General features: G+C 50.7%; 8 protein-coding genes. All 8 read right to left on the bottom strand.

Annotation, left to right across the window (positions count from 1 at the left end):
* Nucleotides 1-134: 134 nt before the first annotated feature.
* The 8 genes from fba to DW826_RS08195 all read right to left on the bottom strand — a co-directional run bounded on the left by fba (nt 135) and on the right by DW826_RS08195 (nt 14,529).
* The gene (gene fba / locus DW826_RS08230) at nt 135-1,001 is read right to left on the bottom strand and encodes a class II fructose-1,6-bisphosphate aldolase (protein ID WP_015552276.1); all 867 of its coding nucleotides are present in this window, start codon (nt 999-1,001) and stop codon (nt 135-137) included.
* A gap of 143 nt (nt 1,002-1,144) precedes the next feature.
* Nucleotides 1,145-2,632: a threonine synthase gene (gene thrC / locus DW826_RS08225; protein ID WP_015552275.1), complete on the bottom strand. Its 1,488-nt coding sequence runs from the start codon at nt 2,630-2,632 to the stop codon at nt 1,145-1,147.
* Between the two features lie 505 nt (nt 2,633-3,137).
* Nucleotides 3,138-5,111, bottom strand: a complete 1,974-nt coding sequence (locus tag DW826_RS08220; RefSeq protein ID WP_015552274.1) for a TRAP transporter permease — start codon at nt 5,109-5,111, stop codon at nt 3,138-3,140.
* A 92-nt stretch (nt 5,112-5,203) separates the two neighbouring features.
* Nucleotides 5,204-5,665 carry a DUF1850 domain-containing protein gene (locus tag DW826_RS08215; protein ID WP_158553043.1) on the bottom strand — a complete coding sequence of 154 codons (462 nt, stop codon included), beginning with the start codon at nt 5,663-5,665 and terminating at the stop codon, nt 5,204-5,206.
* A gap of 35 nt (nt 5,666-5,700) precedes the next feature.
* A complete protein-coding gene (locus DW826_RS08210) occupies nt 5,701-6,750 on the bottom strand; it encodes a TAXI family TRAP transporter solute-binding subunit (RefSeq protein ID WP_117515721.1) in 1,050 nt (349 codons plus the stop codon).
* Nucleotides 6,751-6,969: 219 nt separating this feature from the next.
* Nucleotides 6,970-8,067, bottom strand: a complete 1,098-nt coding sequence (locus tag DW826_RS08205) for an NAD(P)H-dependent oxidoreductase (RefSeq protein ID WP_117470540.1) — start codon at nt 8,065-8,067, stop codon at nt 6,970-6,972.
* 193 nt (nt 8,068-8,260) lie between these two features.
* Entirely contained in the window at nt 8,261-9,523 is a 1,263-nt protein-coding gene (locus tag DW826_RS08200) for a lactate dehydrogenase (protein WP_117552485.1), read from the bottom strand.
* 152 nt (nt 9,524-9,675) lie between these two features.
* Nucleotides 9,676-14,529: a cytidyltransferase-related domain protein gene (locus tag DW826_RS08195; protein ID WP_117552484.1), complete on the bottom strand. Its 4,854-nt coding sequence runs from the start codon at nt 14,527-14,529 to the stop codon at nt 9,676-9,678.
* Nucleotides 14,530-14,828 lie beyond the last annotated feature (299 nt).

Below are 14,828 nucleotides of genomic sequence, written 5' to 3'. Positions count from 1 at the left end.
CTGTAAATATTCAGCCTGTTCCAATCATGGTCTGCCAGGGTATTTCGGCTGAATTTCAATTTTAGCTTGAAAAAATGTTCTCCCTGATACTAGGGAGAACATTTTTAACTGCATGATAATGCAAGCTAAACGGCTTAGTCAGCTTTGCCGACAGAACCGAATAACTCCATTTTTGTCTTTACGGTCGCCTTGATCGCTTCTGCACCCGGCGCAAGGAGTTTTCTCGGGTCGAATCCCTTTCCTTCAAGGTCTTTTCCTGCTTCGATGTACTTTCTTGTAGCGTCTGCGAACGCGAGCTGGCACTCGGTGTTAACATTGATCTTTGCTACGCCGAGGGAGATCGCTTTCTTGATCATGTCTTCCGGAATACCGGTACCGCCGTGGAGAACGAGCGGCATATCGCCTACAGCCTCTTTGACAGCTGCAAGTGTCTCAAAGCTTAAGCCCTTCCAGTTTGCCGGATATTTTCCATGGATATTTCCAATACCTGCTGCTAACATATCAACTCCGAGGTCAGCGATCATCTTGCACTCGTTCGGGTCTGCACACTCGCCCATACCGATAACGCCATCTTCCTCGCCGCCGATCGCTCCAACCTCTGCCTCGAGGGACATTCCCTTTTCACGGCAGATACGGATCAGTTCTTTTGTCTTCTCAACGTTCTCTTCGATCGGGTAGTGAGAACCGTCGAACATGATGGAGGAGAATCCAGCATCGATGCACTTTAGGCATCCCTCGTAGGTACCATGGTCTAAGTGAAGAGCTACCGGAACAGTGATCTTCATCTCTTCCAGCATACCGTTTACCATACCTACTACGGTCTTAAAGCCTGTCATGTATTTTCCTGCGCCCTCTGAAACACCCAGGATAACCGGGGATCTCAGTTCCTCTGCTGTCTGCAGGATCGCTTTTGTCCACTCAAGGTTGTTGATGTTGAAATGTCCTACTGCGTACTTGCCGTCTCTTGCTTTCTCAAGCATTTCTTTCGCTGTTACTAACATATAGGCCTCCATTTGAATCGTTATTTTGACAGAACAGCCTGTCCCGCCGGATCTGCCGTCTGTTTCCATTTATATGCGGAGCAGACGCCATCTATTCCCAACAGGTACTGTTGTCATGATAATTTTATTATAACCGATTTACCCTACTTTGAAAAGGTTTGTTTCACAGTTTCTTCCATTTCCTCCGGCTTGCACTGACGGTTGTGGAGGATCTTCGCGTCGCGGATCTCCTCGATGGCCTGCGGGATCTTCACGCCGGAAATGCGCTCCATCTCATCGATCAGGGCGAACTCATCGGCATCCTCTTTCTTTCCGAGGACTGCCTCCATAACGCTTCTGGAGAACTTGTACGGGCTTGCTGTGGACGCGATCACAGTCTTTGTGGTATCGCCGGTCTTCGCCTTATACTGCTCGTAGACGGCTGCTGCAACGCCTGTATGGGTGTCGATCAGGTATCCGGTATCATCGAACACTTTCCGGATCTCCTTCGCATTCTCTTCCATATCTGCGTAGCCTGCGGCAAAGTCCTTCATGAATTCCTTCATGTCCTCAGTGATCTCGTATTTTCCGTTTGTGGAGAGCTGCTCCATCATCGCCTTTGTCTTTGCGGCATCTCTTCCGCAGCTTAAGTAGAGCAGGCGCTCTAAGTTGCTGGAGACGAGGATGTCCATGGACGGGGATGTGGTCAGGATGAACTCACGGTTCTTATCGTATGTGCCTGTCCGGAAGAAGTCATACAGGACCTTATTGTCATTGGACGCGCAGATCAGCTTACCGAACGGAACACCCATCTGTTTTGCGAAGTACGCTGCCAGGATGTTTCCGAAGTTTCCGGTCGGAACTACGACGTTGACCTTCTCATTTTTTTCGATCTCACCGTTTGCGAGAAGCTTCGCGTAGGCGTATACATAGTAAACGACCTGTGGAACAAGGCGGCCGATGTTTATGGAATTTGCAGAGGAAAGCTGGAATCCCATAGCATCCAGTTCTTTCGCGAATTCTTTATCGCCAAAGATCTTCTTTACACCTGTCTGGGCATCATCAAAGTTTCCTTCGATTCCGACTACAGATGTGTTTGCGCCCTTCTGGGTCAGCATCTGAAGCTCCTGAACACGGCTTACTCCGTTCTTCGGATAGAAGACGATGATTCTTGTTCCCGGAACGTCAGCGAATCCGGCCATAGCTGCCTTTCCGGTATCTCCGGATGTAGCGGTCAGGATCACGATTTCGTTCTTCGCATGGTTCTTCTTTGCAGCCGTTGTCATAAGGTACGGCAGAATGGAGAGTGCCATATCCTTGAAAGCGATCGTCTTTCCGTGGAACAGCTCCAGGAAATACATGCCGTCCGCCTTTGCGAGCGGTGCAATCTCCTCTGTGTCGAATTTCTCATCGTATGCATGGGAAATACAGTATTTCAGTTCTTCTTCCGTGTAATCGGTCAGGAACTGTTTCATAACTGCGTATGCCGTCTCCTGATATGTCATTCCGGCAAGCTCGTCCATCGTCACGTCCAACGTCGGGATGCGCTCCGGAACGTAGAGACCGCCGTCATCTGCAAGTCCTTTTAACACTGCCTGGGATGCTGTCACGCCAGTCTCCCCGCCGCGGGTACTTCCATATAATAATTCCATCGTTTTTCCTTCCTCTCTTTACGCAGATACAGTGGTAAACTTTACGGAAAGTGTAGCATACTTTAATGTCGCTTGCAAGATAAAATCAATGAAAACAGGGATCTCCTCATACACAAATATTCCTCACAAAAGTCTATTTTTTATCTCTGTTTTATACTGGAGTAACTATCAATTTTCTCCTGCCTATGATATACTCGTCTCGTTACCCACTCCAATCTGGTGACAGAAAGGAGGTGTAAATTTGGATTATGTTTTTTCTTTTATAGTTGCTGTCATGGCTGGTGTGGTGTGTCACTACATCATCAAATGGTTAGACAGTAAACTGGATCGGTAACTAACCTGTAGATGCTCAACTACATAAAACGAGAAGAAACCCCTCAGAGATGCCGCTCTGAGGGGTTTCATTTTGTGTAAATTTGAACTATGTTCTATTTCTTTCTTAGCCATTATATCATATGCAAATTTCCTTTGCAATATACTCCGATATAACTTTCATCCATTTCTTCTATGCCACAGCCGCTTTCTTCTTTTTCATGATCTGCAGCGCCGCTGAAATTCCGACAAGAACGATACCGACAATGTCTGTCACGGTTCCCGGAATGATCAGGCAGAGACCTCCGACGATGGATAAGAGTCTCTCGATCACATTCAGGTTCGCGAACATATAGCCTTCAAGACCGGCTGCAACGCCGAACAGACCGATCAGGGATGTTACGATGATCGTTACAACACCGAGAACGCCTGTATCGATAAATAACATTGCCGGGTTAAACGCGAAGATATACGGTACGATGAACGCTGCGATCGCAAGACGGGATGCGTTTAACGCGGTCTTCATCGGGTTGGATTTCGCGATCGCGGATCCTGCGTAAGCTGCAAGAGCAACCGGCGGTGTGATATCTGCTACGATACCGAAGTAGAATACGAACATGTTGGCAGCGATCTTGTTGATTCCCATACCGTTTACGAGGATCGGTGCACATGTGGTAGCCATAATGATGTAGTTTGCAGTTGTCGGAACGCCCATACCAAGAACGATACAGGTTAACATAGTAAGGAATAATGCTACGATCACGCGGTCACCGGCAACGCCGACAATTGCGGAGATCAGGAGCTGTCCAAGACCGGTCATTGTTACGACACCGGCGATGATTCCGGCAACGCCGCAGGCAACAGCTACGGAAAGTGTATTCTTACCGCCTGCCTCCAACGCGTTGATGAATCTTGTCGGGTTCATTCTTGTTTCTTTATTCGGCATGCTGACAAGGATTGCAAGGGCGGTAGCGATGATCGCTGCACGGGACATCGTGTAGCCCATCATAACCATTGCAACAAGGGCAACTAACGGAATAAGAAGATAACCCTGACGGACAAATAACGGTCCGAATTTCGGAAGCTCATCCTTCGGGATACCCTTTAAGCCAAGTCTCTTTGCCTCAAGGTGTACAGTAATGAAGATACCTGTGAAGTAGAGGAGTGCCGGGAAGATCGCTCTCATCGCGATCTCGCCGTACTGAACGCCTACCATCTCAGCCATTAAGAATGCGGCGGCGCCCATGATCGGCGGCATGATCTGTCCACCGGTGGAGGAAGCTGCCTCAACGGCACCTGCGAATTCACCCTGATAACCGGTCTTCTTCATTAACGGGATCGTTACGGAACCGGTCGTTACTGTATTACCAACGGAGCTTCCGGATACCATACCGCAGAGAGCAGAGGAGATAACCGCTACCTTTGCCGGTCCGCCTGTGGAAGCGCCTGCCAGAGAGTTTGCCAGCTGGATAAAGAATTCAGAAATACCGGTCGCCTCAAGGAAAGCGCCGAACAGGATAAACAGTGCGATATACGTGGAGCAGACACCAATCGGAGTACCGATAACACCACTCGTCGTATAGAACAGGTTGTAAACGATGGACTTTAAGACTACCGCGAAGGCTCTGCCCTGTCCAAGTCCGTTATAAAACGCGTAACCCACAAAGAATGTCGCCACACAGAGGATCGGAATACCTACAACGCGGCGGCATGTTTCTGCTAAGATCAGGATACCGATCACGCCAACGATAACCTCTGTCTGGCTGATTCGTGTCGCGTGGCCGATAATTGTTTTAAAGTTAAATACGAAATAGAAGTAAGCACCGGCTCCGAGTACCATAAGGATAATATCGTAGATCGGAACGGAATTCTTTTTTGAGCTTCCCTTTTTCATCGGATATACCAGGAATGAAAGGATAATTACAAAACCGACAAACAGGGAACGTCTTACACGCTCATCCCAGTTTGCAAACAGGTTCATATAGAGCATTAAAACTGAAAACGCTGCCAGAAGGAAACGAATGACCTGCTTCGGGGTGCCTTCCCAGATTCGGGTATTCGATTCACGGTCGTACTTTTTCATGATGGCTTCGACATCTTCGGCGGTACCGGTCTCCACATCAGCCACCGGAGATGTGTTGACTTTCATGTTGTCTTTCTCTGCCATACCAATCCCTCCTTTATATTTCGTTTCCGGCGCTGCCCCTGTATACCCCCTATACAAACAGGCGCCGGATATGTCCGAAACTCTTTTAACGCTTAGAATCCTTTATGTTCACAGGAGAACTCTACTTTGCTGTTTCGTCCGCAGAGATCCCTCAAACTGATTTCTTTTCCGTGAAGTGTGAGTGTGTGGTCCGAGACCGTACCCACAATATATGAGAGATACGGCATTTCCTTGTCAAACCCGGAAACAACCATCTCCCCGTTTTCATCATACGTAAGCGTCTGCCCATCCTCGATCTCTGTCTGCACGCCCGCACCGAAATTATTGTAGATCGTGCGGATCACGTAGATCTTGTGGTCGCGGATCTCGTAAACGTCCGTCAACGGATACTTATTTACCGAGTGGATGAACGTTACAGAAAACTCATCCCCCTCTTTTACCCGGAAGCGGGCATATTCTGCGTTTGTGTCTCCGTTCCTCAGGACCAGATAGTCTCCGCTTCGTAAGGTATAGGCAAGAGTGGCAGCAATAATTGCCGTGATTATTGCTGCCACTGTAAAGAATCTTACTTTCCTGTTTTTCAAGGTAATTACTTGATTGCTCCTACTTCCTTGAAGTACTTCTCAGCACCCGGATGGAACGGAACAGAAATACCGGAAACCGCATATTCGAGATCAAGCTCTTCGCCCTTTGCATGTGTGGAAGCGATCTCATCTTTGTTATCGAAAATAGCCTTTGTGAGGTTATAAACTGTTTCTTCGGAAAGCTTCGGGGATGCGATCAGAGTAGCTTTGATAGCAACTGTCTGAACATCATCGTCAACGCCCTTATAGGAGCCGCCCGGGATTGCGTATGTTGTGTAGAACGGATGTGCATCCGCAAGCTTCTTCGCATGCTCGTCATCGATCTCAAGAAGGTTGATCGCGTTTGTTGTAGCGAGCTCTACGATCGCTGTTGTCGGTGCGCCTGCTGTACAGAAGAAAGCATCGATCTTGCCGTCTTTTAACGCATCTGCGGAATCACCGAATCCGAGGTTGTTGACCTGGATATCATCGAAGGAGATGTCATAAGCCTCGAGGATCTGACGTGCGTTGAACTCAACACCAGAGCCTGCGTCACCAACGGATACTCTCTTGCCCTTTAAGTCAGCGACAGATTTGATATCGCCGGAGGATACGATCTGGCAAACCTCAGCGTAGAGGGCTGCAACTGTTGTGAAATCTTTTGCTGCGCCTTCTTCTGCGAAGAGGTCAGTTCCGTTGTAAGCATAATCCATAACGTCGTTCTGTACGATCGCGAGGTCTGCTTCACCGTCGTTTACAAGGTAGATATTTGCTTTGGAAGCACCAGTAGACTGAACGTTAATGTTCACTCCGATGTCTTTGCTGTTTAATACATTCGCGATTACACCACCGAATGCGTAATATGTACCGGTGGTTCCGCCAGTACCCATTGTTAACTTCTGGGCATCACCACTCGGGGCTGCTGCTGCGGCTGCTGTTGTTTCAGCTGCTGCCGCGGTAGTGTCGGCTGCTGCTGCGGCTGTGGTCTCTGCCGGTTTGCTGCCGCCGGAACAAGCGGTCAGTACCATTGCACAGGATAATGCGAGTGCCATTGCTACGGAAAATCTCTTTCTCATATCTTTCTACCTCCTTTTTCTGTTCCTTTGCACAATGTTTCAGCAAAGGAAGCTTACGAACATATTATACATCTCTATTGTTACTTTTGCAACAAATATTAGTAATTTTTGTAAACGTCTGAAATCTTTCAGCTATTCGTTGCTTTTCTCATAATTGCAGTTGTTCACTTCCGTGATGTAAAGTTTTGACGCACAATTGCTTGAAATTCAAAAATTGTATCAGCTATTTTGTGTCTCTTTTATCAGTATATGCGTCATTTTTTCGCTAAATTCCTTGATCCTGTCTTCGATACCCGGAAGCTTCATGGCAGCACCGGCGTTGTTGGCTGTCTCCATCATGCAGAAATTGCCCGGGAGGTAGAAGGTCTTGTTCATATTGAGGGCTGTTACGAGCTGCCCAGCGAGAAGGTCACTGCCGGAATAGCCGGATACGATAATTCCGAACAGGGCTTTGTCGTAGAACCGTGTGGTCCGGAACAGGGCTGTCAGGCGGTTGATAAACGCCGTCATATTCGCGGACAGGGCATCGTTGTAGTTTGGACAGAGGAGCAGGATCGCGTCAGCCCACTTGACCGCCGGGTAGATATTTTCCACCATGGCTCCGCCGTAGAAGCATTTTCCCTGCTCACCAAAGTGCAGGCACATCTGGTATGGACATCCCGAACAGTCCACGAGAGTGCCGTTTCGCAGGTTGATCTCCTGAATCCTGATCCGTTCATCCAGGCACTCCTTTACTTTCTGCCAAATCGCCAGGGTATTGGAGGTCCTGTGGTTTGAGGCGTGAAGGACCAGAAGGTGCGATTCTTCTTTCGGCTGCCATGTTTCTTCCAGAATTTGATGTGCCAGGATCGCAGCGCTCTTTTTATAAGCGCCGAACCGATCGGTGTTCATATTGGCAGCCTGGATCAGGTAGTTATCGAGGGAGGCGGTTCCTTCCACCAGCGGGCGGCCGACAAAGGCACATCCGGCGCGGTTTGCCGCCACCGCAAGCTCTCTTGCCGTCGCTTTCGTGTAGAATTCGCTCTCCGCGTCGATGATCATCCCAGCAGTCGCCCCCGCGAGGACCTGGTCACCGCCCCGCAGCCAGGCGAGAACTTCGTAGTAACCGCGGTTGATGCCATTTCTCCCAAGTGGAACTGCAAACAGGAGTCTGCGTCCACGATATTTGAAGGGATCCTGCTCCAAAATTTCCATATCTTCCACGATCTCGGTATCGATCCCGTCAAGCGCCGCCCTCAAAACCTCGTCCATACGCGACCGTTCTTTCTCCGGGCCTCGTTTTTGCGGATATAGAACTAACAATCTGTCACTCTCCATGATGTATCACTCTCCCTGATAAATCTGCTTCACTCAATATACATGATCACTGATATTTTTATAACAACGGCTTTCCATCCTCAACACGGCACGTATAAAAATCCCGGCAGTTCTCCCCGACATACGGGAAACCTGCCGGGACAAATCAGATCAGCATTTTTCTATATTCTAGCCTTCGCCGCAGAAACAACCTCTACACGATCTTCGCAAGATTTTCAGCCGCGAACACGATCCTCTCATACAAAGCGTCCGGCAGCGCCAGTGCCTCCGTCTCGAGGCCCTGTTCTGTATAGCGGTTCTTCACGCCCATGTAAACGCCGCCGAGAAACACGGAACCGCAGTGCCACTGCTTTCTGAGCGTCATCAGGATCGAGATCGCGCCGGATGAGAACGCCGGGGCAACGAACGGTTTGTAGCCGATGGCGCGCATGTGGAGGTTTGCGGTGACGGTGAGGTTTGTCAGTTCTTTTGAGAGCTCATCGTTGTAGTTTTCGATGGAATCCGCGATAACGAGATCCTGTCCGTGCGGTCCGAAGGAACGGCCTTCCGTCAAAAACTGCTTAAACCTCGGATCACGTTTTGCATAATATGCAGCTCTCGCATTCATAACACCGAGGCCGAATCCCTGTATCTGCTCCGGGAGAAGCCCCATCCAGTCGTACTCTCCTGCCTCATTCTTGTTGCTCTCAAGGAACGCGGTCTTCGCAAGCGGGTCCACCGGATCGGAGACGGCGCAGAATAAGCCCTTAAAGTTCTTTTCTCTCGCCATCTTCGCGTAATGTCCGATGATCTTTGAGTTGTTCTCGAACTGGTACATGCGGACATCCTTGACACCGGAACCGACCGGCGGGATTCCCTTTGAGGCCACGAATACGAACACATCACAGTCAAAGAGGTGATCCTGGTCCACAACGTCCACCTCCGGCATCGCGTCATAGTCCCACGGATAGGCGATCTGGTTCTCCTCAAACTCCCAGCGGGCAGTCACCTTGTCGGAGATATCACAGATTCCGATGGAGGAGATCACATCTCCGCCGAGAAGATGGAGACCTGTTAAGAGCATGCTGCCCACATCGCCGATCGCCAGAACATGGACACGCTTTTTGCCCTCTTTCGGCTTATATGCCAGGATCTCCTCAAATTTCGGGTGGGACGCGTTTACCGCGCGGAGTGTTCCGGCATCGAGCTGCGCGAGGAGATCCGCCGGGAGTTCCCTGGTCTGTCCGTTGTATGCGGACGCATTTAATCTGTTTGTGTTTAACCAGCTGACATCCTCTTTCTCCATGAAGAGTTCTGCCGGATGGTTTACAAGAAATGAGGCGCGGCGGCTGCCAGGTCCGCCGGTAAAGAGCCAGGTGAGCTTTGTTCCTGCTGCCGGTTTCTCTGTTTTCTCATATGGCAGATCACCGTGCGCGGACGCGCAAAACATGTCTCCGATTTTATAATAGGTTACCATAATTTCATTCCCCCTGATTTCCATATTTTACTGCCATGCACCAAAGCCATTCAGGTCTGCCGACCTTACGGCTTTGATACACAGCCCACGATTATCGCAGATCTTCCTTTTAAGCCCTCAGCCTCTCGAAATTCCAGACGGCGTTCAGCATTTTATCCCTTGATCAGAAACTCTTTCATCCTCCACAGCGTCTCCAGATCATTCTCCAGATATACTGACGCCGCCAGGTTCTCATCATACTCCATACAGCTTCCCTTATCCGGGCAGAGCGGCAGGATGACGGCCTCGGAGAGGCGTGAAAGGGTAAGGTTTTTCGCGTACATTTTCCGGTATTCCGCTTCAAGGACCTGGAAAAGATCCCTGGAATTCTCGATACAGCAGGCCGAGAACTCCACAAGCGCCTCCCGGCTGCAGCCGGAAAGTCTCGGCGTCGCGTAGGGCAGAATCATGTTGATGGACGGCTGAAGTCCCGCAACCTTCATCTCCTCACGGCGCACGGTATCGCCACCGATAAACGGATACAGTGTAGACTCCACGAACCACTGGCGCAGGTTCGGCATCGAGTAGATGCTCTCCACCGGCACCTTCAGGCACTGCATCAGGTCGCGGCCGTAGCCGGACAGGACGCCCACGACGACCTTCTTGATGGGGATCCCGTCTTCCCTGAGCTGCGGAACGAGCACCTGGAGCCGGTTCGCCGTGTGGACGAGGTCATCCACCAGGATCACCGGCCGATCGAAGGACTTGATGGTCTCGATCTGGCTTTTTAACGGTGAGTAGTACGGGAACGGCTCGATCGTAAAGCTGTTCAGATCCGGCTCATAGACCTTATCGGTATGCAGCGTCTTCGTCACCGTATTCGGCACAACCTTTCCACGCAGGATCTTACCGAACGGAACGCACATGTTCTTTCCGAGTCTTCTCGGCACCAGCGGCTCTCTCGGAACATCGTTGAGCGCCGTGATCCGGTCCACAAGACGATGATACATGATGCCGGATGACAAGGACAGTACAAGATTTCCCGGATACAGCTTCGTCATAGCGATCTGAAGCTTTTTGTGGTTTTTCTCCACAGCATCCAGAACCGCCGGATTGCTGGCAAACGGCTCCTTGATCGTAGTATCCAGGTTATGCAGGAACATTAACGGCTCATGCATGTCGACCATGTAGATCGTCCGCTTGTCGTTCTCGTCCGCCATATGCGGACGGATAAAGCCCTGTCTCTCCAGCACGTACACGACCTCTTTCGTCGCTGTGCCGCGCTCCGCGACAAACAATGCGAAACTGTAGTTTTTCTCCAACTCTTTCGCCAGCACTTCAACGAGAAGCTGCTGCGGGGCATCGCGGATCACCCCGCTGTCCCCGGTGCCGTCCTCTCTCGCATAGATGCCTGTGATCAGAAGGATCTCCCGGCTGCTCTTTCCGCGGACCAGGTTTGCCAGCTCCATGTCCTTTAAGACGCCGAACAGATCCTCGTTTCCGATCTCCCGGTAGCTCACAAAGCCCGCCGGGCGCTCACCTTCCACGGTATTTCTTAAGATCAGCAGGCGGTCATTCTCCACCTGGATCTTTGTCAGGATCGCCTGGGCGTCCGGATGTCCGTAGAGAACGGTGTTTCCAAGCTCGTCCAGTACCTCACGGTCCCTGCCCGCCGCGTTCTCGAAGGCGATAGCTTTCGCCCGTAAGATCGGCTTGAATTCCGGCTCGCGCAGGTACATGCCCTTGTGGTAAATGTATTCTTGGACTACCGGGTCGATGAGGCTGGAAATATCGCGGTGGTTATCAATATTTTCACGGATCTTCGTGGAGCTGATATCCTCCAGCTCCTGCGGGAGCTCCAGCTGCACGACTTTTCCGGTGATCTGCTCGTAAACCTCCGTCGGGTGTGCCTCACCAGGGCGCCGGAAGACGATGTGGTTGAAGGAATGGATGGAATTCTCCTCCGGATCCTTCTTGTAGGAGCTCGCGTTGTGGATCACGTCGGATCCCACAACGATATAGAGTTCTTCCGTCGGGAACATCTCCTTCAGCCTCCGCAGGTCCGCCGGATTCGCGATATTTACCGGCGTGTTGTCCGGGAATAAATGGACATAAAACTCGTCCGCGATGGACATGTTTACGATCTGTCGGCGCACCAGATGCGGCTGGGTCTTCTTCGACCAGGAAAACTCATCAATGGCAAGAAATACGGTAAATCCGAGCTCCTGGATCTTCTTTGCGATCTCCTTGTGGGATAAGGTAAACGGGTCAAAGGTTCCCGGGAAAAATGCGATCTTCTCCCGCGTCCTGGTCTCCACCAGACCGCCGAACAACTGGTAGTGAGCGATAAAACGGTCGATATGGGACAGGGTCGCGGCACGGTAGTAGAGACTCAGCTCGCCGCCCTTATTCTCATTTAACAGGAACAGGAGTTTCTTTGCGCAAAGGGAGAACATTCTGCTCTTGTCCCGCTCCGCAAGGATCTGGGAGCCGAAAATATGCTGTCCAATGACAAGCAGTGCCTCCTGACGGACCTGCTCCCGGTAGTTTGCAAGACAGCTTAAAATCAGGCCGAGAAGCTTCATGCGGCGTTCTTCCGATACTTCCTCGGACTCATGGAAACGGACGGTATACCGCGAATAGCACTCCAAAAGGACTCCTAACGTATCGAGGGCAACGGACACGATCCGTTCGTTTCCGTTCGCCAGCAGGATGTGCAGTCGCTCGATCATGTCATCAAGCTGTTCCGGCGGCAGCCATAAGGCGAACTCGCCGAGGTATTCCGGAATGTATTTGGAGAACTCGTACTCTCCCACTTCCAGTCCCTTTAAGAGTTCCACCGCGATCTCGTTTCTCTGGTCTGTTGCCAGCAAATGGGCAAGACGCAGGAGCGCGCGGCCCGCGTCATGGCGGACACCAACCTGCTCGCTGACTTTGATCAGGTTGGAAAAATGGGCACAGATATGGAGAAGGTGATCCCGCTTTCCGTGATCTACCTGATCTGCCAGAAGCTTGATGTTTACGGATTTCAAGATCCACGGAGTAGCGGATTTTAAATTTTCAAGGAAGATATCGCTGACCACATCATGTCCGTATAAGACTTCCCGTTGGGCAGTGGTGTCCAGGCGCAGGTTCGTATAGATCCGGTACTGTAAAAACAGCAGCGTGATCGTCCTCGGATTGATCCGGTGCGCCGCGTCGCAGACGATCTCGTAGCAGGCGCTTTCCGGCGGCACCGCCTGGGTCAGAACCTTTAAGACGCGGACGGCCGCGATCTGCACCTTCTCATCCGGGTCGTCCATATGGCTGATGGCAAAGCAGATCAAACGTTCCAGACGACTCCCCTTGCTGCAAAGATCCAGAGGCAGGGAGAATATACAGTCTAATAGGTAGAATACCGGATCACCCACAAGGCGGTGGTGTCCGTCAAACCACTTCATGAAGACTTCGAACAGCTCTTCCCGGACCTTCTCCGAACTCCGTTCCATGGCGGATACCATGACAAATTTCAGAGAATTCTGAATTCGGTTCTTCTGCTGCAGTGTCAGGCGATAATCCGGGCATATGAGCTGTCCAAGATACTCCTCCCAGAGCGTCAGTGCCGTCTTAGCGTCCGGATCCGGCATATTTTTCGGCAGCTCTTTCCGGTATCCGGCGTTGAAATCTGCGAACATTTTTCCGATGAGCGCCGCCGCCTGTCTCCGGATATCGCCCTCGCGGTTTAAGAGGAGCTCATACAGGAATCTGATGGTCTGCTCTTTCTGGCGGTGGTTCAGGTGGATCGAATATTCGTTGAACATATTTAAGTACGCGCGGACATTCTTCCAGTCTTTTTCGCTTCTCGCCGCCTCCAGGATATTTCCGAACTGGCGCTCGGTTCCGAGGCGGTGCATCACGTCGATGTTATGCTCGATTCCCCAGAATACGAAGGAGCGGACCACCTGTTTTCCGGTCTGTACGACAATATCTACCGGCTGCTCCGCCGGATCCGGGTTTCCTGTCAGATCCACATCCACGCCTTTGGAACGCATGTAACGCTCGAATTCGTAGAGGCGGGAGTAGACGACGCGGTAGCGGTTCCGTTTTGCCTCATCCACATTGTCAAGCTTTGACAGGATCACATCAAAGGAATCTTTTAACGTGTAGATCTTCGTGATCTCGCGGCCATCCTCGCCGCGCATCTGTTTTACGCGGAAATCGGCGTAAATCAGAACCAGGGACTCCACAGAGATATTGTCGAGCTCCAGATCCCAGGTGGAATGGTTCGCGGCGATGTGGCCGATTCCTTCCATATTGTAGGCGGTAAACCACTGGTTCGTATAAAAATAGTGAAGGTACGGAACCCGCTCATCCGGCTTACAGCCAAATTTTCCGAGGTCATGTCCCGCTGCTGCGCCCGACGCCAACGCCAGGTCAATTGGCACCCCCGCCTCATAAAGCCCTCGGGCTGCCACCATCGCAACATAGTGGACACCCGCGATATGTCCCAGTGTCTCGAACGGGGTCGCCTCACGGTTTAACCGCATCATCTCGTATATGTACTGATCACGGAACTCACGGATAAAGTGGGCATACTCACCGGCACGCTCAAAACCGGCATATTCTTCTTCTGTCAGAAAGCGGAAATCATCATATGGATCGAACGGCAGAACCTTCCGTTCTTCATCAAAGAAGTACTGGAGAACATTCAGGAAATAGAGCGCAGACGGCGCATAAGGAGCTGCGGACACAGCGAAATCCGCATCCGGGTACAGAATGTGGGTCGAATATTTATAAGCGAAGGAAAGCCATCCCTCCTCCGGTTCACTGCTGAGTTTTTCCATATCTACGCGGCAGAATTCCAGAATCTCCGCGCAGGAAAAACGTCTTGTTACCGGGAATGCCTTCTCGAAGATCACTTCCCAGCGGTCTTTATCAAAGAGCTGCTGCATGCTGCGGCGGCTGAGACCGATCTTTTTTAAAAATTCTTTGTCTGACAGACGGTTTCCAAGCTCTGTCACAAGGTGGCGGATGTGTCTGTTATACATGGATATACCTCCGTTTCGTGGGGTTTTGAGGACGGATCGTACAGAAATTCTGGTCCTGCTGCCGTAGGGACTCCCGTGCCAAGCAGGGAATATGAGCAGCTTTGAAGAACAGTTTTCCGGCTGCCTTCAATTATAAGAACAGTATAAACACTTCTTAAGGTGTTTTCAAGGAATTTTCCTACAGATTGTACGCAGTTAAATACATGTGTTTTGGCGCTGAGATCAGCTGTTTTCAAGGAATTTGATTTCATGTATGATCTGAGCAGTTTTAAAAAAATTTTATCACTTCATACTTGACA

It is taken from the genome of Clostridium sp. AM34-11AC, from assembly GCF_003435375.1.
GTDB classification, from domain to species: Bacteria; Bacillota; Clostridia; order Lachnospirales; family Lachnospiraceae; genus Pilosibacter; species Pilosibacter fragilis.
Note: the sequence above shows the minus strand (reverse complement) of the source record. Positions and strands in the feature narration are given on the sequence as shown.

What these genes read in the sequence shown, in the direction of transcription:
- DW826_RS08195 (WP_117552484.1), bottom strand. Translation starts at nt 14,529, where the DNA reads ATGTATAACAGACACATCCGCCACCTTGTGACAGAGCTTGGAAACCGT.
- DW826_RS08220 (WP_015552274.1), bottom strand. Translation starts at nt 5,111, where the DNA reads ATGGCAGAGAAAGACAACATGAAAGTCAACACATCTCCGGTGGCTGAT.
- DW826_RS08210 (WP_117515721.1), bottom strand. Translation starts at nt 6,750, where the DNA reads ATGAGAAAGAGATTTTCCGTAGCAATGGCACTCGCATTATCCTGTGCA.
- DW826_RS08205 (WP_117470540.1), bottom strand. Translation starts at nt 8,067, where the DNA reads ATGGAGAGTGACAGATTGTTAGTTCTATATCCGCAAAAACGAGGCCCG.
- thrC (WP_015552275.1), bottom strand. Translation starts at nt 2,632, where the DNA reads ATGGAATTATTATATGGAAGTACCCGCGGCGGGGAGACTGGCGTGACA.
- DW826_RS08200 (WP_117552485.1), bottom strand. Translation starts at nt 9,523, where the DNA reads ATGGTAACCTATTATAAAATCGGAGACATGTTTTGCGCGTCCGCGCAC.
- fba (WP_015552276.1), bottom strand. Translation starts at nt 1,001, where the DNA reads ATGTTAGTAACAGCGAAAGAAATGCTTGAGAAAGCAAGAGACGGCAAG.